Below are 26058 nucleotides of genomic sequence, written 5' to 3' on the forward strand. Positions count from 1 at the left end.
TGCCGATGTTAGAGTGGGTTTTTGGCAGTGTTGTAGCGATGGTTTCAACCAGTAGGCTGACATAGTACTTGCCTGATGGGGTGCGGCTGATGGTCGCTGATTTTATTAAGCCATTTACCTTGCTTGGAAATTTAGCGTTGATGTGACCAATCTTAGGCAGTTTAACGGTATTGTTTGTGATCGCCACTGTGCCCTTTTGGTTATTGGTGGTATAGCTGTCACGCTGCCCCTTCTTTTTGAATTTAGGGAAACCCGATCCTTTGAAGAATTTACTATAAGCGGCTCTTAGGTTTTGCTGTACGTTAGCCAGTGCCAGGCTATCGACGTCTTTGAGCCATTCAAACTCTTTCTTATATTGAGCTGGAGTGGTAATCCCCCCGAAAAATAAGAACACTTAAAAATAGAGAATAACTGCTAAAATAAACCAGCAGGAGGATAGAATAATGAGTGCGAGTAAAGTTAAAGAAATTCAACAACAAATTGCTTACTGGATATTTGAACATGCACCAAGGAATTGGAGTAAATGCTGTATATATATGGAATTGTTACTAATAGATGGAGATATGGATAACAGTTGGACTACAGTATGGTTCGATAGTAATAATAAGGAAATGATTGATATTGAAATCTCAGCTTTAAATGAATCAAATATGAAAGAGCTATTTGTCGACCTTAACAATGTTATTGCTGAAATTGATGAGCGTTGGACGACCTGCAAGATGAAAGTTACTTCAGATGGAAAATACAACTTTGACTTTGGTTATGACAGACCACCACGCTTGAAGTGGGAAACAGCAGACGACCTTCTATATCATCCAGATTATGCAAGTTTCTAATTTTCTTAATTAAGTAGCTATAAATGAGTATAGAAAAATCTAAAGAGTTACAGGAAAGAATAGTAATTACTATATTTGAAAATGCTCCAGAAAATTGGGATAAATACTGTCAATATCTTGAACTTATTCCATTAGACGATGATTTTGACAACAGCCTATTGTCAGTTTGGTTTAATGGATCTGAAGAGATGGATTATAAAATTAATGCAAGTAATGAATACGCCCTATATAAACTATTCGCTGAATTAAATAATGTAATGAAACAGACTAATAAGCGTTGGACAACCTGCAAGATGAAAGTTACTTCAGATGGACGATATAATTTTGACTTTGGTTAGGAGCTTATCTATATAGTCAGCCCAATCTTGCATCATGAGTATTCGAGTATCGATTTCATCTAATCGGTTATAAGCCCCGCCATGCGTATCCTTTATTCGATGTCCTAATTGCAGCTCAGTTACAATATCTGAGTAACGCAGTTCAGGTTGCTCCATAAGTAAGGTTTTAGCTGATGCTCGAAATCCATGAGCACACTGGATATCTTTGTATCCAAGCCTATGAAATATCTGTACTAGCGTCGCTTTACTAATATAAGAATTACTTGAGGCACGCATCGATGCAAATACATATTCTTTGTGACCTGTAATTGCTTGTATGCTTCGTAAGCGTTCAATGACTTGCGTGGCAAGGGGTACAACTAAGTGCGATACCATGTCCTCACGACCTTCGCCTTTAGTAGGAGAGAACGCCCATAGTTTGTTATCCCAATCTATATCTTGCCAGCGCATAGATCGTAAATCGATACTACGCACGAAGACATACGGTAATAAATTCATTGCCTCCAATGTGATTTTACTTGCCCCCTGAAAATTGGACATATCGTTTAGGAGGGTTGTAAACTGATCAGGTTTAGTAATGGCTGGTAAGTGGTTGCCTGAATTAGCAGGTGCAAGCTCTCCACGTGTATCAATAGCCACATTTTTATCGCATAACCCTCGAGCTACGGCGAATGAAAATACCTTCTCAGTATAAAGTCGAGTGCTCGCACCAACGAAAGCTGCCTGATTTTCATTATTTTGAATAGCCTCACATACACTTAGTATTACCTCACTTGTGATATCGTTCATTCTTAGGTCGCCAATCTCTTCACACATGTATCCTAGGCATAAATCCCAAAACTTAAGGGTCGAGTCGCTAAAAGCACGTTTATTAGATTTGCCTTGATGACGACTCGCTATCTTATTATCTCTCCAAGCTTGTACGATCTCAGAAAAAGTAGCGTTTTTTAAATGAGCGTATTTATTGACTTTCTCCTGCCTGTCTATAGCTTTAGGATCAATGCCTTTGGAGACCGTTTCAAGTATGGATTCTGCTTTGTGCTTAACCTCATATAAGCTAATATCATCGATTTTGCCAAGCATTATTCTAGGACGTTTACCTTCAACATGTGGATGAGGATAACGAAGATAGTATTCCTTCTTGCCATTTGGGTAGACGCGTACACTTAAACCAGCGATGCCTGAAACGCTTACTGAATAGATCTTATCTTTATACTCAAGACTGTTAATATCATTTATATTATTGATAGACATAACTTATATCCGAAAATACTTTAGGTGAGATGAATTAAGGTCATAAATATTAATTTACATTCAAATGAATGCTTAGGTTTGCACAAGTGCCATGGGTCATGAAAATCAAGATCTTTATTAAGACTATACATAATTGGACACCAATTTGGACACCATTCTTATTAATTTATATCCTGAAAGCCTTTTAAAATAAGGATTTTAATAGCTAATCATTCCCAAGGCTCACTTGGGGATAATTATAGTATAGTGGAGAAAGAAGGAGTAAGCTATTTTTTTGTTGATATATATGGCGTTTGAAGTAATAAACTTCACATAGATTAAAAGTAAGAGTGCTGTTTGCTATTGGCAATAGAGTCCTTCGACGTATTTGCACGAAAAACCGTGATCCTGTACTCGCACAGAATACCTTAATCAGGGTGATAGTACTGTTCTGTGCAAATTTGGGAGGCATCAACTCAATGCCTTAGATTAAGATATCTCAGGAAGAACGAGAGATGTTAGAAAAGACCAATGAATGTTTCACTAATCTAGAAGGCTATTTTGGTGACTTTAAATAAGAGCGTATTACAACGTAGTTAGCTATGATAATAGCAGCTATAAGGTGTATCTAGACTTGGACTTACTGATATGCCAAGTAGGCGCATTGCCAGAGCTTGTATGCGTGCTTATCAATGATATAGAGTAATAGGCATTCAGAACGGTTATTGCTTTTACTTTGAACTGATTGTCACTTGGTGGCGAATACTTCTGTACCTAACGTAGTTCAAGCATATTCGCATTAATGATGAAGTCGGCTAAGCTACCAAAAATCGATTGATGAGTGATTTGGTTATTAGGTGATGATTAGAAATGACAGATTATGCAAAGGGCTTGGTAGGTACTGTGAAGGTAATAAGCTTAGCAATGATGAGCAGAGCAAGATTACCAAACAGACTAACTTTGAATTAATAGTAAAATTACTGTATCTACAACATGTCTATAATAGGCTTCTGGAGTATATATAGAGAGAGGCTATTAGCGACTTGAATTAATACATTAATCGATTACGGATACACTAGGATCTATGAAGACTCTATACATTAAGGCTTCAAGATATATCAGTTAGTAATTATACTAGCGGTGATTACAATGATTATTTGAACAGGTAACACATATCATGGTTAAGCAATTAACAACCAGACTGACTAACGATTTACTGTTTAATTATAATCCCATGAACTTATTGTGCGGTAGCTCTAGTTTAACATAATATACATTATGCGAAAACAAACTAACAGCTTTGAGAGTATTCTGTAAACCAAATATTACAAAACTCCCTCCTAATGTTTGCTAATTTAGTAAGGATATTCATTGTACGCTTAATCAAGCATTGTTCAATCAAAGCTTATTGCAGTACTGATTATAATTTCAATTAACTTAATTTAGTTACGATAAGGATATTTTTATGATGCCGTCATCTTGCCTTAGTATCTCTAAGTCTTGTCTATATAAGTTATCTGCTGCTGTGTGTTTCGCATCCATCCTAACTGCAACTGGCTGTCAATCTTCTGCTGAGTCCAACACGACCATTCCCAATCATCAAAACGGCAATTCATCAGCGCCTGTCGTCTCTGACATGAGTCAGCAAACGCTTAGACAGCAAGCATTACGTATCCAACGTGCGCTTGCCAATAACGACTATGCCAGAATCACCAACGACATCCATCCAACTCGCGGTGTGCGTTTTTCGATGTATGCCTATGTACGTCCAGAGTCAGATAAAGTCTTTAGCCGTGACCAGTTTGCCCAATATCTACAAGAATCTAAAATTCGCTTTACTTGGGGTGAACGTGACGGTACTGGCGATCCCTTAGTCATTCCACTACCAGATTATTTGGAGACTTGGGTCGATGCTGATAAGTTTAATGAATCTACCCTGAGTGTTAATGAGTTTAAGCAAAACGGAAACATGATAAACAACTTAAAAAATATATATCAAAACTCAGAATTTGTTGAGTTTTACTATAAGGGAACAGAAGAGTTTGACGGTATGGACTGGCGCATCATGCGTTTGGTATTTGATGAGTATCAGGGAAAACGCTACCTAGTTGCTATTATTAATGAACAATGGACAGTATAGGCGCTTGATTGTTTAGATGATGAAAAATATTAAAGATTGAGGGCAATGTATCTATCAGGCACTGCCCTTTTTTTGTATTCTGCCACAAAGTCTCGTGCTATTAAAAACCACTAGCATATTCACTTTTTAACATATATTGTAGTAAACCAATTCTTATATCGCATTTACTGCTGCAATCGCGCTCGCTACGCTGATACGACCTAAGGGGTCAATCAGTTCAACTTGATATTCTGTTCCAAAAGGAACCTCTTCATTTGCAAGGTCGGTTAAAACATCATTAATCACAAAAGGTCCTCTACCTGATACCTTGACCTCACTAATCACAGCAAATGCTTGTTCTGTAGCTAATCTGCGTCTTATTTGGATGCGATAGCTACCTACTTTGCCACCAGATAAGTCATCCTCATGATCGACGATTAATTGAACCTCTTTAAGGCCTGTTGGGCCAGTTGTCCCTTTTATCTCTTCGATGCTCGGAGCGCTTGGCGCAGTAGCAGGTGCTAAAATCAAGCTGACAGGGTTTGATGCACGGCTCCAACGTCCAGCTACGACACTAGAAGCCGTTTCGCTTTCTGGTTCTGCTTGTACTTCTGCAACCCAGCTATATTCAACCCAAGGTTTTAACTGTGCAGTCGCTGCAACTTCGACGCTACCATCATCTCGATAGATGGCTGTCTGTAGCCCCGTTGTGGTGTTTTCTAGTGGCAAGTTTTGTGCAACGATGAGCATGTCTTGTATATTACTACTGCTAACAGAAGAGCGTCTCAAGCGCCAGCGATGACCTGGCGTTACTCCAGATTCTAAGGTCAGCGCTACCTTGGCGACATAAGGAGGCTCAGATGGCTCTGCAGGTACTTGCGTTACCGAGATACTAGGGCTAGCTGGCGGATCAGTATTAGGAATGGCATATATCAGCATATCCAACTGCTTTAGGTCAGGCTTTGCTCCTGTGGATGCCATTGTCGCCACTTTATAAAAGTTGAGCAGTTTTAATGAGCCTGACACGCCATGACGAAACCCAACCTCTTCTGCATTAAAAACCACCTGCACATCTGCTAGCTTTTCAAATAAGGCATCGTGGAAAAACGCTTGGTGCTCACGATAAATCGCTGCCCGATCCGCTGCAGTGGCTGCATCGTTTAATATACCCCTCTTCCCCAAAGCCTCTAACTGCGCTAATAAGCGGTTTTCATCGGTATAATATATGTCAAAAGTGCTTTGCTTATCTTTTGGTTGCCAGCGATACTCGATCCAACTGACACCTGTTATATCTGGACGTGCCGCATATTGAACTGTATTTTCAATATCTATTTGTGCAGGTGGCCGTGGGTCATTTAATACCAGCGTCAGGGGTTCAGATTCCATTGACAATCGATTGTTGGTATCTTGCCACGTGGCAACGATACGCATCTTGCGCTGCTCTGCTGGCTCAAGTGTCGGTGCGGTAACAGTGATCATCAAGCAGTAGTTATCAAGATTAGGGTCGTGATGAGTGCTGTTATTAGCATTGCTATGAAGGCTATCAACAATAACTTTTGTGGATTCTAATATCGTTAAGGTAGTGCGCTCTTGAGTAGATAGATCTGTCAAACTTAGGTTTAATTTTTTGAGTAAGAAGCTGCCAGGCGCCAATACATCAGAGTCTGGCACTGGTACTTTGATCAGTATCTCACCGCCGACACTTGCCGCCGCCTCGGCTGTCGGTATGGTATAAAACGCCTGAAGCTGTGGACGTGGCGGATATGGACGAGGACCTGCTGCTGCTGTGATAAAAGTCCAGTTTGACCAACGACCAAACCTGTCTTGCTGCGCCACTGCATACTTGATCGCCTCAGGCACGGCAAGGCGATCACTGATAAACCCTGTACCTGGCTCAGAGACAACGTCACCAATACTACTATTGGTATTGATTGATAATACGATTGGCATGTGAAATCTTCTGGCATTCTTTCTATTTAGGGCTTGATACTGACCTGTTTTAATCAATGGCTGCTTGCCAGCGGCCAGTAACCCTGCTACCAAGGTATCTGCTAAATCCACTCTGACATGCCTTTTAGCTAGCGGAGGTATAGCGGGAAGCCAATCTACATGCTCCGCTTTGTTAATAGTAGGCGCATTCACTTGATCTAAAATAGAGCCCTGATCGGCAATGACGATGGTACTTATACCAATATAACGCTTGGTGTTTGCAAAGTTTTGCAACACACGTCTATTTAACATAAACTCTGACTTACCTTCCGTCAATTTTACGTACCAATCCATCACGGTTTCTGACGAAGCTGTTTTGTAAGGCTGCGGAATATCATTCAGTAATAGTTTGTATAATAGATCTTTATTATTTAATTTCGCTAGCCACTCTGCAATTTTACCTGTTCCTGTTGAGCGCATCGGCTCTGAGTAGTCGTTAAAAAAACCATTGATTTGATAGATGACTATGTCATCATCAGAAGCTGCTGGAGTATCATCGTATAATTTATAACCAATAAGGGCAGCTGTACCAGGATCTATCTGTAATTGATTAAAATAACTTAAGCGCGATATGTTATTGCTGCCAATTGGGGTGGCATTTTCATCAATGATGTCTTCTTCAATCGTCTGTGCAAATGGCGAGTCGCTGCCTGTGAGTAATAACTCTAAATCATCATCCATACCCTCATATAAAGAAGCCACTCGCCGACTCTCAAACCTATCATCACTTAGCGGCGCGGTAGCAGGTGCAGGCGTATTAAGTGTCTCTTGCAGCGGTCGACGTTTAGGCGCTTGCGCTTTGACACGCTCAAAAGCGCGGCGCTCGGCATTCGGTAGTGACAGATATCGTAAGCCTCCGGCATGCGGTAAATTGAGCACAGCATAAGGCTGAAAGTATGAAATGGCTTTTTTGCCCTGTGATTGCTGGGTCAGCTCTTTTGCTTCTATCCACTCTATGCCTGTTACCTCACCTACTCCTGTGATCTTAATCTCGGTGATATTGTGTGAGTTGAACACATAGCGATGTTGAGAGCGCTTCCCAATTGACGCAAGTCCGCTGTTGGCTGTATTAACAAAGGCTTCACACTGTAATGATGACTTGCCTACTGAGGGTTTCTTACGCCTACTGTAATCGACTACCCTATCAAAGCTATCAAAGACAGTGTCAGGCAGCCGCTTACCACCCAAAAATTTTACTCTGTTTAATGGGTTTAGTACTCGCTCATATTTCTGATCTATAAATTTATATATAGGGCGTGATGGCTGCTTGACCAAAACCTGTGCCCAAAGGCAGACCTCATCTGCTTGTAACGGTATTCGTGCAATAACAGGATTATCAGGGGTGACATCAAAAGGTGGCTCCAGAGCATATCCCATCGAGTCGATGAAGACAGCTGCCGTACGCAATAAATTACGGTATTTTAAATCTTTGGCCGTGGTAACGGTACGTTTAATCACAAAAGGCGCGACTGGCAACCCCAGTTTTGGGTGCGCCGAAAGTCTAATATAGTTGCCCTTATGTAGATGAGAGTCGTTATTATCAACTGACAGCGCTTGGGCATTAAAGAGTCCTGGTTTCACTAATGGCAACATGTTATAAGCCCTCTCTGTTGATAATAGCGGGTTGATTGCTGATGGTTTTTTTACCCGTTTTAATGCCTTCTTTACTCATAAATACCAATGCAATATGAGAGGTTGTATCTGATATCAGCAGTGGCTGAGCAGGCTTTAAAAACACCCGTGTCCAGTTTTTATTGGCACTGTGGACACTAAGCGTTTGACCACTTATAAGCGCCTTGTTTAGCATCAACGTGTCTTTTATTATCGCCTTATCATCACTGGCTACCGCACCAGTACGTTTTAAAGGCTCTAGGCTGTCTATAAACAAACCCTCAAGTCGCCATGAGCTGCTATTGGTATCGCCATGAGAGTGGATATTAGAATCGGTAAGAGACCAAACGGCATAAGTCATCGGATGACGCCCGGGTAGCGGTAAGATATCCACGCCCATTATAGTTAAGAGCTCATCTATCAGGCTGTCAGACACCTGCAAATCACTATTTGCTATGACCGTACCACTAGGTAAGATAATATCACTTGGGTAATATGGATTGACTGAACCGCTTAAATCATACCCTAGGTGCTCGATCAGCTCGTCAGCTCCCGCGTAAATAGAGGTTTTAAATCTAGAAGCTGATATCACCAAAGGATCACTTTCATCGTCTTTTAATGCAATAAGATTGAAGTCATACATGGCATTGGGCTCCAGCTCAAAGCTGGCTTGTAGCGACGCCCCACCCATCAAAGTACTATCAGGTAAGCAAGGTGACTGCATTACTGCCTCATTAATGCGCTGATATCCCAAGCTATTGAGCTGATCGGGTGCATTGAGCCAGTCAAGAGATTTGGGTTTTAAGGATTGCAGTATTGCTTGCAGTCTACTAAAGGTAGACTGCGGCGGTGGATCTGTACGTTTTACTTCTACCCAAAGCTTTCGATCATATCGTGCCAGCAACTGCTCAACGTGACCAGTCTCAAAATGCACCCATAATGGATCCTCCGTAAAATGTGCTATCTGACCATTGTCAGGCTCGACCAGTTTGAGATAACGAGCGATATCTCTTGGGTCAAAAATATACTCGTTTAGCCCATCTTGGGTATCATCAGCTAGCGCTGATTCCTCTGCTACGGCAAACTGGAATCGTTGTGAGTCCCCTGCCGTCCAATCTGCCGCTACAGGATCTGGTGGAGAGGTTTCATCATCTTTTGGTTGCCATGATTGCCATGACCAGTCCAAGGCTATCTCATAAGTACAGCCTGCATCTAATAGGATTTCACGGCGCTCATTAGCATCCAGCTCTATTAATAGATGCTCTATTTTCTCTTGCAGGCTCTGCCTAGCGGCTTGATCGGCTTCTTGATTGTCTACTGCCAGCTTATCTATTGCGCATATTGACAGTACGCTGACATCAAAATTAGGCTGACTTTCTATCGCAAACCCGTTCCAAGCAGTTTGTCTGTTATTAGGCGCAGGGCGATATTCGACCAGATAGCAGTCATCTGCTAGTGTCGGCAAATTGATGATCTTATAATCCCACATTAATGACGGGTCATCGTTTACAATCCCAGTAACCTTTGGCACACCGCTGATCTTGCTATTCACTCTAGACGTCGTTGCTGAATCTGCTTCTGTAGACGTGGTTTGAGTATGGGCAATCACCTTGTTGATATCTATGCGCTCTGCATCCAATAAAGACGCTAGTCGTCTTTTTTTGCCAGTCTCAACAGGTAACTTGTAGCAGATTTTGAAAAGGACAGCTTCACTCCTACCGCCTTGCAGTGTAAAAGCAGTGATGCCGTCCTCAGTATTTTCAGGATCAAGTTGTATACGATGAAACTCTTTTGCGCCGCCTGATACTGTCATAGAGGCGATAACTTTCTTATCCTTATTAAACGCCTGTGCCTTAATCGAGGATTTAGCCCAGCTCACCACCCACAGCTCGAGATAGTGACATGGCGCTGATAAAGAGACGTGTATACCTGTATCAGGAAGGGCAATATCTAATGAGCCATCACGGCCGACTACAGGTACTTTTCTACGTTGATCTACAGCATCTACCAATTGTAGATAACGATCTGCCTCTAGAGGGGTGATATAAAAAATACTGTGCTTAAGTGTCTTTTGCCGACGCGATACTGGTTTTAAATCATTAAAGCGCTCACAGATAAGCTTGGTTGTTGGTTCAGTGGGCTCAGTTGCGGTTATCAAGTCGTTAGTGGGTATCACACAGATCTGATATAAGACCGCTGCATTGCCACCCCCTGTGATTTTGATCCGCTGAATGGGATCACGGGCGTTTAAGCGTACAATCAGGGGCTCATCCCGAGTGCTGGTTAGGGTCTTACTCACTATCCTATCACCTTGCTCGCTATAGCCTTGCACCTTAATATCTTTAGGCTTAAGTATCATAAAGCGAGCTTCTATTTGTTTACCAGGCTGAGCAAACGACACATAGATACCACTATCAGGGAAAGACAAGTCTGCATGACCATCCCTTCCTGCCCGCGCAGGCGCTACTCTTTTATCCACACTATCCGTGATACTAAAGTTGTGATTAGGGTTGACCGTTGTTATGGTCATGTCGGTCAGCTCAAGCTTGGTTTTGCTAAGACCTGAGCCATAAGGCTTGATGGTCTCAAATGCTTCACACTTCTTTTTTGCTATAGTAGAGTAAGTGCTGGTTCGGCATACCAGCAAGGTGACGATCGGGTCTAGCACTTGTCTATCAAACATCGCCTCCCATGGCATGGGCAGGCAAAGCGCTGTGTCTTGATTGATCACTTGAATGGCAGGTAGTTTATAGCCTTGACGTAAGGCTGTGCCATGTCGTGAGATGGCTCTTGGCAGCTCAATCATACGGCCTGGTTGCAGCGCTATGTTAGAAGCACTTGCCAGCAATTGCGCCAAGTCTCTGCCAGCGATAAGACGACCAAATGCACGATTGACCGATTGACCGACAACATAAAAGCGGCTGGGATAAGGGGTTGTGGCTCTTGGGGTTTGAATTATTTTTATTTTGAATTGACCGATACTACGAGCAGACTGCCCAAACACGCAGCCATGCTTAGGCGCTGGTAATGGCTCACATACTTGCTCGATGGTTTTGGCAGGGTCACCATCAGTGCCCTCTGCGCCATTACTCATATTGGCTACCCAAGACAGGGCGTTCATGTCTAGGAGTTTTAGGTTCGGACCTTCATGTTCGCTTGGCAGCGGGTTGTTATCACCGCTACTATTGCTTTGACGGTAAGGGGATGTCATCCAAGTGGACTGTAGTTTTTTAGACTGACCAACGCTTATCTCACCCACCAATTTTTTGTTAGTAGGATCTGTCACGTCAGATAAGGTCAATTTGTCCATGCGATACGTGTATTTTAATTGATGGCTACCAAACCACTTGGGCTGGATGGGTGTTGACTCAATTGCAAACTGTACATCTGCTGATAAGGCGTTATGGATATAGTGTGAAAACTGGAGCACAGGTGCAGTATCTGGCCATACGGTATGATTGTCAGCTGGCTTGGCACCGATGTTATTGCCATTCTCATCAATTTTAAAAATAGCTTGTTTTTTTAAGACTACCTCATCATTGTAATTTACCTTGGCGGCCATGCCCATGATTTTATTATGTCGATCGGTTAAAGTGATCGAAACCAGCGGTGGAGCAGGAGGCTCAGGCGCTTCTAAGCTATGACTGCTACCGATACTGACACCGACACAGCCAGAGATGCTAAAGAACCATAAATCGACTTCTCCGCAAAACTCACCGTCTAAATAAACATTGTCATTCATATAGGTGAGTGTCAATGAGCCGCGAGCAGAGATAGAAATAGGGCCTAAATTCAGCTCACCATTGACAAATATACCGCCTTTTATCATCAGTGGCTTGGTGCCAAAGCCCACCAGTATAGTTGCTGAGGCTGATAGATTTATCTTTCCTGATCCCCAATCTATTCCCCAGCCAGCCCCAAACCCGACGGCAAAGCCATCGAAGCTAAAGTCTAAATTGCCATGTAGTGCCTCTATGCCGTCTTGCTCTATCATCAAAAACGCCCAAGCCCGCTCATTGATGGTAGTCGGTAACAACGTCAGGGTAATAGGCTCGCCGTATCTGGGTTTGGCAATATCGGTATTACCATCTGATCCCAGGCGAACGTAGGTGCCCTTGCCCCCGCTTGGGAAGTAAGCGCCAAACGGTACTTTGATACTCAGTAGATTGTCTATCTCGTATCTGCCCAAAACAGCGATCGTTATCGCCGTGTCATTAATGACAATCAAGCCTGTTAAGTTTCCAGCGGCTCCCCCTTCGTCAGTAGCCTCGGTATCAGGTAATGTTAATAAGCTGACATCGACGCCTAAAATAACTTCAGGGTTGGGATAGGCCATGACTAACATGCCAGCGGCTGAGAAACTAAAGCTTAAGTCGGGCAAGGTTCCTACGACCACACCGAGCCCTAAGGCATATTGCCCATGTGCTTTTGTGTATTTATCAAAAGCAGGTTTGGCCCACCAATCCAGCTCCCTTGCTACTGGATCAGCGTTTGTACCCATATTACGGCGGCCATGCATCGTGAAACTGCCTATGAATCCATATATCGCCATGCCAGTTGGGCCTATCGGCAGAGGCGTTGAGAACTGCACCCCAAGCAGAAGGGATAAAAACACATATTCAGGGGTAGTAGCAGAGGCGTTTACTTTTTGCATCGCCAGCGCTGCATTACCGCTTAAGCCAACAGGCGGGGCGATATCTACCGCTACCCCTGCTCTAATCAATCCTCCATCCGCTATCCTCAGATTGCCGACACTCGTCAAGATATTGGGTATGTCCGCCTTAATCTCAAAGCCGCGCAACTCAAACTTGGGTGAGGCGTCTGTATAGGTGATTCTAACAATAGCTTGAGAGATCTCTACAATCCCAATATCGAGCGCAGCAGCAATACCCATCTCTACCCATATCGAACCTGTACCAAAGCTAATATCGACAATCCGTAACAGGTCTGCTAACACCCCATCGATCTGCCATTGGCCTGAGTCTTCAATCTCCATCGAGACTTGGTCATCAAATACCAACCCGATTTTTTCCCACTCAGTTTTGGTGTTATCAAACTCAACACCAACGGATTTATAGCGTATTTTGAGTGGCCGATCGGCTTTTGTCTGTATGCCCATAACCTTGCTGTCAGCATGAATGGTACAGACGTAATCGCTAAGCAGGCTGACTTGATAGCCTTGTGTAGGCTGTGCAATCGAGCTGGTCTGAGCCTGTGCTTCTACGCTCATTAGCACAACCTTGCCGTTATCGACGAAATAATTGCCACCAGCGACAGCGACACCAATTAATGCTGCCAGACGCCCGCCCGCGCCGATGACGTCTTGGTCCAAGTCTACCGTCGAGAGCAGGGCTGGACCAAAAGCTAACGCTGAAACGAGGATTGTATTTTCGGACGATAGCAAACCATCGGCATCGCCTTCTGAGCGTAGTCCTAGCGTGGTATTGGTAAAGCCAGTGTGCGCATCGTGTATCCATTTTGCGTAAGCCGTCAGAACTTTTGTGCCACTACTCAGTACTGGCTGGCCCTCTATGGCAGGCACGGTATCTGGTGTCCAAGCAAACTCTGCCTCAGCCAAAACAGGAATGGCGTCTTTTAGCTGAGTCACATAAGGACTTGCCCAGCGCGCTACCAATTTTACTCGATAGTCCATCTCATTGGTACTAGAAACGGTAGGCGCAGCTCGACTATCGACTGAGGCGATCATAGAACGCCGTAAATTCGCGGTATCCGTAGTGTTAGTGACTTCATCGATAATGATGGCCTCTGCCGTTGGCTGACCACCAATGGCATAGATATCAAAGCGGCGGTACTGTTGCCGAAAACGTTCGTAATCCTTGCTCTTGTCTAAGGTGTTGACCCAATTGAGGTGCTCTGGGTATCTATGCCTCATCAGCCAACCATAATTAAAGGCAGCATTAATCGCCTCCGCCTTTTCCTCTGGCATCATGACTGCATCGGCCAAGCTGGCCTCTTTAGCCATGCATGCGTTTGCCTGCCAATCGGTTGTTTCGCCGCGTGCACAAACTTGACTTTCGGCAATGACCTCGCCTGTAGCGCCAGGCAGTAGCTTAGTCAATAACTCCAGACCTTTTTTTGCCCGTTTTTTTGCCAACTCGATATTGGCGGCATCAGGCTCGATATTAGGTTTTTCTTGTCCGATATCATCACAACGGCCAATAACAACAAAAGTTGCGCCAGGGTACTTGGCCGCCCAAGCAAGCAGCTGTATTTGCAAATCTGCCTCATTGGCAAATGACGGCTTGGTATTAATACCAGGGTTTTTATTACCCCATTGTAAAACCCGATTTTCACTATATTCCATCAACACCTGAATATGACGGTCAAGGGTACTGCTTTCGATACTGGGGCTGGAGCTAGAGGTTTCAGTGCTTAGAGGATGCGCTATGATGACCTGAGCCAGACTGTCAGCTGGCAAGTCTAGCTGGGTCTGATTGGTGGGTAGGATAGCGGCTCGATAGGGATGAAAGATTAATATTCCTCGAGTGAGAAAAGCAGAAAGCTCATAATTTGCTTCGACAGCGGCAAGTTTGACGGGGTTGTTTTCATCTGTGTGGCTAAATACGCCATTTTGGGTACCAAACAGTAGGTCACCTGCAGCCAATATCTCTAACTGCAAGTAGTTGACTTGCTTGGTCTCAGCACTACCGACGACTGTTGTTTTGGTCAATTTGATTGTGTGATGCCCTAATAGCTCAGACTCATCGGCATCAACCTCACTGAGGTCAAATACCACTCCCTGCCCGCTTTTGCTTAATGCAGTATTGGTCAGCTCCCACTGATAAGTACTGTTATCTGTATGAGTAGCATTGCCATCAGCAGGTAGTGTAGGCACTGCATACCATTTAATGGTGCTGATATCCGCGGCAGTACCACTAACATGAATGACTTTTTCGTAAGGCTTGTTATCAAAATGTGCTCTCACTGTCGTTGGTGCAGTGCCAGAAGCCTTAAACCGAAAAGTAATGGCTGGATGACGAAGGCGCGTTTCTTGATCTTCTTCAACGATTATTTCAATAGGCTCAACGATGAGCTTACGGGTATTCCAAGCTGTGCCTGTGGTTGTCAATCCTTCCTCTGAGGCATTATCTCCCCAAGTCCATCTCGCCGTCCAACGGTTTCCATCAGGCGTAGGCGCAGCCGCGGTCAATGCCACATCTATCAACACGTTTTCCTCTTGTGTGGCCACAATCTCAACTTTTCGCGACAATCCTGAGCCCGCTATTTCTAATGGTATATCGGGGGTGATGTCTTGTTGCCTAAACTCAAAGGTACTGGGGTCTAATGGACTACGACCAAACTGAACTTCGAGCTCTCCATAAAGCCCAAAGGGCTTGCCTAACAAAACCTCACGTACGCCCCCTGATAGATCGCCCACCAAAGGTAAGTTGCGCGGTGCATAAAATGTCGCTTCTTGAATGGCAAGCCCCATCCAGTCAGGTCCCACACTAGCATTAGAGATAAAAGCAGGAGACAGCTGTTCTGAAAAATCAAAGACGACCTTGCCGACTATCAGGCCAAAGTCGGAGGATCCAATAAAAAAAGATGAAGGGCTAAAAAAGACCGAAGAAAATGCTTGTGAGCCTTGAAGCTCCTCTGCCGACTGAGGTTGCTCAACAAATGAAAAGTCTACTCCTGATGTTCCTACGGGGCTTGAGAGACGTAACCAAGCAGACTGCCCGATGATTTGGACCTTGTTGTTTTTAGGATCAGCAAGCAAATGTCTGGGCGCAGTACCCTGCTCAGGAACATAAATGGCGGGGCGTAGCCCTTCTACTGTCAGTATTAGATTTGATAAAAAAATCTCCAATTGCCAACCGTCGACCGTACCATTAGCGTCTTTCATGGCGATCAATCTAACGGGAAAGCCGCCATTGGTTAATGGCAGCGTCAAGTCACCAATACCGACATCCAATGTCTTTGGGAAGGCATAAGAATCAGTCGGCTTCAGATTGCCCGATACGATCAATACATCTGGTGAGGATTCTGGCGACTCAATATCGATTTCAAAGTGTTCGATAAAGTCTTGAATAGGCTTGGGCACATTCAAGTACGGAATACCTTGGTTTTGGTAGTACTCTGTGAGAAGTATCGACATCCTGTCACCTTCCTATTCAAGTGCTCTTAGAAGCTTGCTTGCCTTATAAAACAATCAAGATTTACTTAAAAATAGCACAATTTGTATACTTAATGAGCAATTCACCCCTTATTTTTGTAAATAATTGTTAATTTATTAATAATTTTCCTTGAAAAATAGCATCAAGGTCTGTATATGACAGCATGTCACAGCTTAGAAGTATCCCGAGGCGTATAACCAAAGTACTGTTTATAGATACGCGAAAAGTAACTTTGATCGCCATAGCCTACTTTATGAGCGACTTCCTCAATGGTCACATAACTTTTACTCTTTAAAATATGATTGGCTTGTTTTAGACGCAGCTCTTTTACCCACTCTGAAAAACTATAAGGCAGGTCAGCAAAAAGCTTGTGCAGGTATCTGACAGAAATATGGCAAGCAGCGGCGACTTTTTTTGGGGTCAAAGCAGGGTTTTCTAAGTTCAAATATACGTAATGCTCGATACGTTTTAAATGCACCGACTGTATAGAAGAAGTGTTACTCATCATGACTTCTTTAGGTGCACTCAACGTTAATACAATGAGATTTAGTAGCTGCTGCTCTAGTATTTTTATCTCCAAATCGTCTAGCTGATGGCTCTGCATAAACTCCAGTATTTGCCGCATCTGAAAAACCAGTAGCCTGCCAGCGCCTTCATCGATAGATAGGCTACGGGCAAACTGGCGCTCTATGGTGCGTATTTGCGCAGTGAGTAATGCGAGCGGTACTTTGATCACATATAGCGACGCTTCATGCAGATGGTAAAACTCGTAAGGTAAATTGGATAGCTCAATAAAGAACTGCCCAGGCTTAGAAGTCAGCTGCCGTCCTTTTTGGGCAAAATGCACATCGCCTGTGATAGGAAACGTAATCAAAATACTGTCGTCAGTATAATCAGAGCTCTGCACACCGCGATCATAGTGCACCGTATTAGCATAATAACGCGACACGCCTATATCTAACAGCTTAGAATGCTGCAAAAAACCAGAAAACTTATTTGGCTGCCTGAAGCTGACATCAAGATCAAAATAAGTATCATTAATGGTGCGCTTCCAGTCAAATGCGTCTAGTGTCTGCACCCTACCTATCGGTGGTATCGCTAACACAGAGGTGTCTAAAACACTCTTATCATCTAAGGTGTCTTTGACAGTGACCGATAACTCAACTGATGGATTTTGATCAGTGTATTGAGGGTTGTTTGGCTTGTGATTTGCAGTCATCCTTGAATACTCAGTAATTGGTACACAACTGTACTGATATCCTAGCAGTTAATAATGAACGATTCTCTTTTATATTCTAAATAAAGCCAAAAAAGGCGTCAGGAACTGAACGCTGTTCAATACCTGACGCCTTAACGTTAATACAAAGCTTAAATTTTGTTTTATGCCGCTCTAGTCAACTTATAGGTCCCAGTCTCATGCAGCTCTGCTTGCCAGCCGTCCTTAATCACCAGAGTCGTAGTTGGCTCTTGAATAAGCGCAGGGCCAGTGACCACAGCGCCAGCTCCGAACTGTTCGCCATCATAGATAGGCGTGTCGATCCAGTCATAAGATTGATCAAATAACATCTTACGACTGTCAATCTGAGCTTGGCTGATGTCACCTTTCTGGGCAGGCAGAGTTGGTAGCTTTGGCTTACTAATCTTACCAATCACCGCCACTTCAATATTGACTAGCTCAACCTTACTATCACGCTCATCATAGGTATACAACTCTTTGTGACGCTGATGAAACGACTCCAAGATGGTTTGCACGCTCTCAGCATCGAGCTTGCCGTTTGGTATCAGCACATTACATTCATGTACCTGACCGACGTAGCGCATCTCCATGGTACGTTCGATAGAGATGTCTTCATCTGTAAAGCCATCTTCGAGTAGTTTTTGTACGCCTTGCTCTTCGAGCTCTTGTAGTTTTGTATTGAGATCATGCAGATCTGCCTCGGGGGCGATGATCATCATTTGTGTCGCCAAGTAGTTATACTTGATATCAGAGATGATTTGGCCAAAGGCGCACAGGCAAGAAGCTATCTTGGGGATTAAGATAGTACCAATACCCATCTCTTCAGCAAGCGCGATAATATGCATACCGCCCGCGCCGCCAGCACATATCAGGGTAAAGTCACGCGGGTCATAACCTTTTTCAATAGTAATACGGCGAATCGCATTGGACATGTTTTGGTTGACGATGGCACTGATACCAAAAGCCGCGTGAGCCAGATCAATCTTCAGTGGATCAGCAATATGCGTCTGTACCGCTTGTACTGCTTTTTCTTTATCCAAGGTCACACTACCGCCTAACACCGCATTGGGCTGTAGATAACCCAATACCAAGTTGGCATCAGTCACCGTTGGCTGCTCGCCACCTTTACCATAACACGCCGGCCCAGGGGTGGCGCCAGCACTTTGAGGGCCGACTTCTAACATACCAAAGGTATTGACATGACCAATAGAGCCGCCGCCTGCGCCCAAGGTCTCGACATGAATCATCGGCACGCCAATGCGATTTCGCAAAAAATCAATATCACGGTTGAGACTGGTTCTACCGGATTTTGCCATGGTGATGTCAAAAGACGTGCCGCCCATGTCGACCGTGATGATATCGTCAATACCAAAAGGACTGGCGATATACAGACCGGCCTGCGGTGCTGACGCTGGCCCTGAGTTGATGGCATTCACTGCCCGTTCACGCATGATCTCGCCAACCGCAAGTCCGCCATTCGATTGAAAATAACGCACGGGCTGCTCTGCGCCTAACGCCTTAAAATAATCATCAATCTTATGGACATAAGAGGCCATGACTGGGCTTAAATAGGCATTGACCAGTGTCGTTGAGGTACGAGTATATTCCTTAATCTGCGGATATACGTCGCTGCCGCAGCAGACAAACACCCCTGGCATATGCTGCTCAACCAGCTCCTTTGCGCGCTGCTCGTGCTGGGTATTGCGAATAGACCAGACAAAAGAGATGGCCACCGCTTTGACGTCTTTTTCCTTCAATACTTTGATGGCATCGAGGACGTCTTGCTCATTTAGTGGTTCATGCTCAGTACCATCAGCTAAGATACGGCCGCGAATGGGAAAGCGACGATCACGGGTAGCGATTTGTGGCGCTGGCGGGTAACTGGCATCATAGCGGTGCCCTTCTTCTTTATGGCCTAAGCGTATCTCGATACTGTCTTCATGGCCTTTGGTACATAATAGTCCGACCTTAACCCCTTTCATCTGAATCAAGGCGTTGAGCGCCACGGTCGTACCATTGATACATAGGTCACAGGCTTGAATAATCTCTTCGATAGGACGGTCAAACTGGGTGGCGATTTGCTGTAAGCCATTGGCAATGGCCAAGGTGCCGTCTTCAGGCGTGGAAGGGGCTTTGAACAGATGCACGTCGCCGCTTTTTTCTGCCAGCACAAAGTCAGTGAACGTCCCGCCAGCATCGACGCCAATTCGGAAATCATTTTTCATAAGTCATCCTTAACTCAAATTATTTAATATCAGTTCAGTGTCGTAATGTTATTTGGTCATTTGCCATTTGCCATTTGCCATTTGATTTTGATATAGCTATGCCGTCAGCTTACGACGCAGCGCCTCTGTTTCGGCTTCATTGACTGCCAGTGTTTGTGGGTCAATCACCACTCCGTATTCAGTCTTAGCCGCTGCTACTGATATGATTCTTTCTAGTACGTCTTTTAATACGGCTGGAATGGGTCGAACAAACGAGCTGCCGTAGCCGCCACCGCCAGGGTTGGTATTACGCGCACGGTCACCAGGTTGGATTTCGGTCACGGTGTTTTGCTTATATAGGTCAGTGACACCGTCTTTATGGATAATCTCCAAGCGTCCTAACTTCAGCTCAGGTGAAATTTGCTCAGCACCTGCAGCGCCCATCGTCGGATGCTCGCGGCCTTCACCGAATGCCACCACCGTCATCTCATGACCCAATGGCTCAACTTCCCATACCGTGCCGCAGCCGCCGCGATACTCGCCTGCGCCGCCACTATCTTCTGCCAGACCATATTTATGAATCAAGATGGGATACTGATACTCAAGCAGCTCGATATCACCAGAGCTTAATGCACCGAAACAGCACAATGGGCCACAAGCGTGCCAGCCATCCATCTGCTGAGTCGCGCCCGCACCAGAGATGATCGAGGCTAGAATCATGGTCACATACTGCTCGCCCGTTTTTGGGTCGATGCCTGAGATATTGATGCCAGAGGCATGACCCCAAGAGGCAATCACCCGATCTGGGGCAGCATCTTCAAATGCCATACGTACGGCATCAGTCAAAGTTTCCATCGGCGTGGTGGTACAGTTGACATGAGGAGCTGGCTCTTTAGCATTACACAGTGTGCCATGCTCGCCCAAGTCCACCGTGACACAGCGATATAGCCCTTCGTTATATGGAGGATCTACTTGCGCAAACATCATCAGTCCCAGCAGCACACCAGACATCGAATTTCCCGCGTAGGAGTTGATAAAGTAAGGCACTTGCGGCGGACTGGTAATCTTGATGTGCACGTCGCTGTCTGTAATCTCAATATCCGCGCTGATGGTCAAGTCGCCCAAACCATGCCCTGAATCTTCCAACACCGCTTCGCCATGATACTGACCATCTGGGATAGAGGCGATTAAAGAGCGCATATGGGTATCAGCCATGTTTTTTAGCTCTTCAATTGCCGCGCGTACTGTCTCGACGCCATACTTGTCTAGCAGCGCAATCATGTTACGCTCACCAACCGCACAAGCACCAAACTGAGCGTTGAGATCGCCTTCTTGGTTGCGACGAGAGCGCATATTACTGTGAATTAAGTTGATGACATCACGGCGTTTAACGCCTTTTTCCCAGATTTTGATGGGCGGGATACGTAGGCCTTCGGCATATATCTCTTTGGCATCTGGGTTATAGCCTGCAGGTACTGGGCCGCCGATATCCGTGACGTGACCTTTGCACACTGTCCAAAATACTAACTCGCCCTGATAAAATACGGGCTTATACATACAGCAATCTAGGATATGACTGCCCATCATCACAGGATCGTTGTGATAAATAACATCGCCCTCATGAATATCATCGCCATAATATTCGGCAACGGCTTTCATGGCTGGCATGAGTGAACCTAAATGAATAGGAATATCCTGACCCTGCAAAATCATCTCAGGCAGATGATCAAACAACGCATTGCTGTAATCGTGAGCTAGGTTGAAGACACTAGAGCGGGCGGTTTTTTCTAAGGTTGTCGTCATCTCGCGCTGTGCCGTTTCTAAGGCACCCCGTACGACGGACAAGGTAATAGGATCAATTGAAGTGTGAGCGTTGCTCATGTGAGACTCCCTGTCTAGTAATTTATATCAGAAGATATGAGAGACTATGTAAAAGTGATATGTAAAATAGGCCGATGTGGCCGTTTATGTTTACAAATACCCTCATTCTTTGTCTGGCTGTCATCCATCCTAATGACTAAGCTTTTTTACTATAGCGGGGTTTTTGGCAAATAGATTGGCTGACAGTGCAGGGTTTTTGACTGTGAGTGTACACTGGTGTCCATAACAATCTAACTTTGTTTGCTTCTCATGCCTGCCAGCGTTGAAGTTAAAATAAAATAAGTTAAAACAAAAAAGGCAGTGCATCACATACGATGCACTGCCCCAGTCTTCTATTCATTGCCTTTTATTTCTAAATGTTCAACACGCCCTAGTATTTCTGATCTATTTAACTACTGTGATTACATCGGTGTCTGCCGAAAGAACTTCACCATAATGTCGTAAATATCAGGATAAGCGTCTACCAGCTTTTGCGGGGTCTCAAAAAACACTTCACTAAGCACTGCAAAGAACTCCGCTGGATTGGTCGCACCATAGCGATCCAGTCCTGATTTACGGTGCTTTTGAAAGTCTTCAAAGTCTCGGCTCATAATTGTTGTCCAACGCTCAGGGTTCATATCGGGCTGTAGTGGCGGGAAGCCATTAGCACGGCCATTAAGCATATCGAGCTTATGCACAAACTCGTGAATGACGACATTGTGACCATCACGTTCGCCTGAGTGCTTGGCATCCTTCCATGACAATATGACCGGCCCGCGTTGCCACGCTTCTCCGCTACGATGTTGGGTGCCCTCATGCACAATACCGAACTCATCTACTGTTTTGGTTTCGCTTTTATACGAACCAGGATAGATGATGACTGACGACCAGCCAGCGTACCATTCAAGCCCTAAGTTTAAGATAGGTAGACAGGCTTGCAAAGCAATAGACTGCCTGATGCTATCTGTAATCTCAAAACCATGAGCGCCATTAATAGATTTGTCATCCAAAAACAATGTCGCCAGCTCAAACAAACGAGACATTTCATCCTTGTCTAACCTATCAAGTATGACAATACGCTCAGCAGCCTGCATCCAATCTGCATCAGTAAACTCGCTGTTATCCAATATACGCTGCTCGCGCCAGTCTTTTATTATGCTAAACATGGATATTGTATCCTTACCTTATTGCTAATAGAGGAGTTTTGCTTTTAACTTTAAGTCTTATTATTAACTCTAATCTAGTGGTAAAACCTTTATTTCAGCTAAATCTAAGCGCGCAAAGCTATCATCAGTTTCAAAATCCCAATCTTTAGGCATACTACGTTGAAGATTTAGCCCCTTTTTAGTATCAATAAATTTTGCTTCGTTTTTGGAGATGAATACAATCTTCCAATGTTTAGCTATTAGTTTAGCAACCTCCTCCTCTGGTTTTCCTTTTTCAAGTAAGCGAATTGATTCCCATATTATAGTTGAGCACGGAACAATATGCTCTGGATAAGGAGTTGCTCCATTTACGACCGCTTGTGATCTTCCGACAGCAACAAACTCCGCTTCTGGGTGAAGAATATGAGATAAAATCCTAGAGTGCACTCCTGATGGAATACCTGCTTTTTTTCGTTTAATACAGCTAGAGAAATGCTGCACTAGAACTACTGAGGCTTGATAAACCGATTCTTGTGCATTCATACTTATATCCTTGAGTAAATTAAGTCGTTCACATATTGTAGATATTTAGAGGTATAACCTGTATTAAATACTGAGTAGGTTTTACTACCTGTGGCAGTTAACGCAAATTTTGCGACAAATGGGTTTTTATCTATCTCATCTTATTTATACCCATCTAACGATAGTACTTTAATCGATAACACTACGCCAATTAACGTTACGCTAATAAAAAGGGCGCAGTTCGGCTGGTCTTTGACTTTGCCACTTCATCAGGTGTGCCTTGAGCGACTATCTGTCCGCCCTCATCCCCTGCCCCTGGCCCGATATCAATAATCCAGTCGCTATTACTGGCCACTTGCATATCATGCTCAACCATAATGACGGTATTACCCGCATCGACGAGTCCGTTCAACTGCGCCATCAACATCGATACGTCTGCTGGATGTAGACCGGTGGTCGGTTCATCAAGGATATAGAGCGTATCACCTCGTTGCGTGCGCTGCAGCTCAGTTGCTAGCTTAATGCGCTGGGCTTCACCACCTGATAGCTCAGTCGCCGGCTGACCCAAACGCAGATAACCGAGCCCGACTTGGAGTAATGCAGCTAGTGCACGCACAATAGACGCCTCATCGGCAAAGAACTCATAAGCCGCTTCCACCGTTAGATTTAGCACTTCAGCGATGTTTTTATCTCGATACGTGATTTCAAGCGTTTCATCATCGTAGCGTTGACCATGGCAGACTTGGCAAGGCGCGTAGACACTAGGCAGGAACAACAGCTCAACACTGACAAAACCTAAACCCTCACAATTTGGACAACGGCCTTTGACCGTGTTAAATGAAAAGCGACCCGCATCATAACCGCGCGCTTTGGCCTGCTCAGTTGCCGCAAATAATTTACGGACATTATCGAACAGTCCAGTATAGGTCGCAAGGTTTGAGCGCGGTGTACGACCAATGGCTTTTTGATTGATATTAATAAGACGACTGACTTTGTCCATGCCAGCAATGATTTTGCCATTCGTAACCGTTTCAAACTCTTGCTCAAGCAAATCCGCTTCGCCCGTTGGAGCATCCACGTGCGCTTTTTGTCCTAAAGCCTCATTGACAAGCTCAACCAATGCCTGACTCACAAGACTTGATTTGCCAGAGCCAGATACGCCAGTGACGCTGGTCATAACGCCTAGCGGAAACTCAACGCTTAACCCTTGTATATTATTGCGTTCAACACCAGCCAGCTTTAGCCACGCTGTTGGCTGTCTTAGTGATGGTGTAGATAGCTGATTTGTCGTTGAATCCGCCAAATCAGTATCAGTATCAGTAAATAGATATTGAGCCGTTTGTGAATAAGCGACATCACGTAGTCCCTCTACAGGGCCGCTATACACAATTTCACCACCGTGCGTGCCAGCCTTTGGCCCCACATCTACTACCCAATCAGCATGCCGGATAACGCTCACATCATGCTCAACGACAAACACTGAGTTACCAGCAGCGATGAGTTCATCCAATGCACCCAGCAACGCCTGTGTATCAGCAGGATGCAAGCCAGCGGATGGCTCATCAAGCACATAGACTACGCCAAACAGCTGCGAGCGAATTTGGGTCGCCAGACGCAGACGCTGTAACTCACCTGGCGACAAAGTCGGTGTCGTGCGTTCAAGTGATAAGTAACCCAAGCCCAGTCTCGTTAATGCTTCGACACGAGCGAGAATATCACTGGCGATACGCTGAGCAACGATGGCTTTTTCGCGGTTGGGTGTCTCATTAGCGACCTTGGTGCGAGCCGTCTTTTCGAGTTTAAGCGCTAGCTCGGTTAAGGTGAGCTGCGATAACTCGCCAATATCTAGCCCTTCAAATTTAACGGATAACGATTCTTTTTTTAGCTTCTTCCCATGACACTCAGAACACTCGGATATCTGCATAAATTGCGAAACACGTTTTTTGGTGCGTGGGCTTTGGGTATTAGCAAATGAGTGCAAGATAAAGTTCTTTGCACTGGTAAAGGTGCCCATATAGTTTGGCTTCTCACCTTTTTCAATCGCTTCACGTGTCTGCTCGATATTATATTCAGGATAGACAGGCACCGTCGGCGTCTCATCAGTGAATAGAATCCAGTCGCGGGTCTTTTTGGGAAGTTTATTCCATGGCGTATCAATGTCATAGCCAAGCGTCGTTAATATACGACTGAGGTTCTGCCCTTGCCACGCGGGCGGCCATGAGGCAATAGCGCGCTCACGAATGCTTTTAGTCGCATCAGGCACCATCAGCGCTTCGGTGACTTCAAACACACGACCAATGCCCGAGCACGTTGGGCATGCCCCTTCTGGCGTATTGGGCGAAAATGCGTCGGCGTATAGCATCTCCTGACCCGCAGGGTACTCGCCAGCTCGTGAGTACAGCATACGCAGGCCGTTCGATATGGTCGTGACACTACCAACAGATGAGCGCACAGAGGGCGTACCGCGTTGCTGCTGTAATGCGACCGCGGGTGGTAACCCTTCTATTGCATCGACATCCGGCTCATCGACCTGATCTATCAGACGCCGCGCATAAGGCGATACGGAATCAAGATAACGGCGCTGTGACTCAGCAAATAAAGTCCCAAAGGCTAAAGATGATTTACCAGAGCCTGATATACCCGTAAAGACGACTAGTGCATTACGCGGTAAATCAACATCAACGTTTTTTAAATTATGAACACGTGCGCCTCTGACTTGAATTTGATTCTGATTATGCACATGACTGTTAAAACAGTCGGAAATTTTATTTTTATTAGAATTAGCCATAAAGTTATCATTCCTCGCAAATCGTTTTTCTCATAAGA

General features: G+C 44.7%; 13 protein-coding genes. 3 read left to right on the plus strand and 10 right to left on the minus strand.

Going from position 1 to position 26058, the window contains the following annotated elements:
• Positions 1-394, minus strand: a 394-nt coding sequence (locus QL919_RS08475; RefSeq protein WP_290189118.1) for a transposase, incomplete at its 3' end; no start/stop codon positions are given.
• Positions 395-443: 49 nt separating this feature from the next.
• Between QL919_RS08475 and QL919_RS08480 the strand changes: the two genes are divergently transcribed.
• Positions 444-836, plus strand: a complete 393-nt coding sequence (locus QL919_RS08480; protein ID WP_290189119.1) for an immunity protein YezG family protein — start codon at positions 444-446, stop codon at positions 834-836.
• Between the two features lie 23 nt (positions 837-859).
• Positions 860-1174 (plus strand): hypothetical protein, encoded by a 315-nt coding sequence (locus tag QL919_RS08485; RefSeq protein WP_290189120.1) that lies wholly within the window; start codon positions 860-862, stop codon positions 1172-1174.
• On the opposite strand, the gene QL919_RS08490 is transcribed toward QL919_RS08485, so the two are convergent.
• Entirely contained in the window at positions 1142-2428 is a 1287-nt protein-coding gene (locus tag QL919_RS08490; protein ID WP_290189121.1) for an integrase arm-type DNA-binding domain-containing protein, read from the minus strand. The two genes, QL919_RS08485 and QL919_RS08490, sit on opposite strands and share 33 nt — an antisense overlap.
• 1444 nt (positions 2429-3872) lie before the next feature.
• On the opposite strand from QL919_RS08490, the gene QL919_RS08495 reads away from it, so the two are divergent.
• A complete protein-coding gene (locus tag QL919_RS08495; RefSeq protein ID WP_201574756.1) occupies positions 3873-4547 on the plus strand; it encodes a hypothetical protein in 675 nt (224 codons plus the stop codon).
• 153 nt (positions 4548-4700) lie between these two features.
• Here QL919_RS08495 and QL919_RS08500 read toward each other — a convergent pair whose 3' ends face one another.
• The 8 genes from QL919_RS08500 to uvrA all read right to left on the minus strand — a co-directional run bounded on the left by QL919_RS08500 (position 4701) and on the right by uvrA (position 26020).
• Complete coding sequence (locus QL919_RS08500) at positions 4701-8108, minus strand: hypothetical protein (protein WP_290189122.1); 3408 nt, start codon at positions 8106-8108, stop codon at positions 4701-4703.
• A 1-nt stretch (position 8109) separates the two neighbouring features.
• Positions 8110-16245, minus strand: a complete 8136-nt coding sequence (locus tag QL919_RS08505) for a hypothetical protein (RefSeq protein WP_290189123.1) — start codon at positions 16243-16245, stop codon at positions 8110-8112.
• Between the two features lie 185 nt (positions 16246-16430).
• A complete protein-coding gene (locus QL919_RS08510) occupies positions 16431-17483 on the minus strand; it encodes an AraC family transcriptional regulator (RefSeq protein WP_290189124.1) in 1053 nt (350 codons plus the stop codon).
• A 161-nt stretch (positions 17484-17644) separates the two neighbouring features.
• Positions 17645-19726: a hydantoinase/oxoprolinase family protein gene (locus QL919_RS08515; RefSeq protein ID WP_290189125.1), complete on the minus strand. Its 2082-nt coding sequence runs from the start codon at positions 19724-19726 to the stop codon at positions 17645-17647.
• A gap of 96 nt (positions 19727-19822) precedes the next feature.
• Positions 19823-21586: a hydantoinase B/oxoprolinase family protein gene (locus QL919_RS08520; RefSeq protein WP_290189126.1), complete on the minus strand. Its 1764-nt coding sequence runs from the start codon at positions 21584-21586 to the stop codon at positions 19823-19825.
• Positions 21587-21987: 401 nt separating this feature from the next.
• Positions 21988-22731 (minus strand): M90 family metallopeptidase, encoded by a 744-nt coding sequence (locus tag QL919_RS08525; protein WP_290189127.1) that lies wholly within the window; start codon positions 22729-22731, stop codon positions 21988-21990.
• 69 nt (positions 22732-22800) lie between these two features.
• Complete coding sequence (locus QL919_RS08530; RefSeq protein WP_201574762.1) at positions 22801-23253, minus strand: hypothetical protein; 453 nt, start codon at positions 23251-23253, stop codon at positions 22801-22803.
• Between the two features lie 196 nt (positions 23254-23449).
• Entirely contained in the window at positions 23450-26020 is a 2571-nt protein-coding gene (uvrA, locus tag QL919_RS08535; protein WP_290189128.1) for an excinuclease ABC subunit UvrA, read from the minus strand.
• Between the last annotated feature and the right edge of the window lie 38 nt (positions 26021-26058).

The sequence above is a fragment of the Psychrobacter sp. APC 3426 genome (assembly GCF_030408035.1).
GTDB lineage: Bacteria > Pseudomonadota > Gammaproteobacteria > Pseudomonadales > Moraxellaceae > Psychrobacter.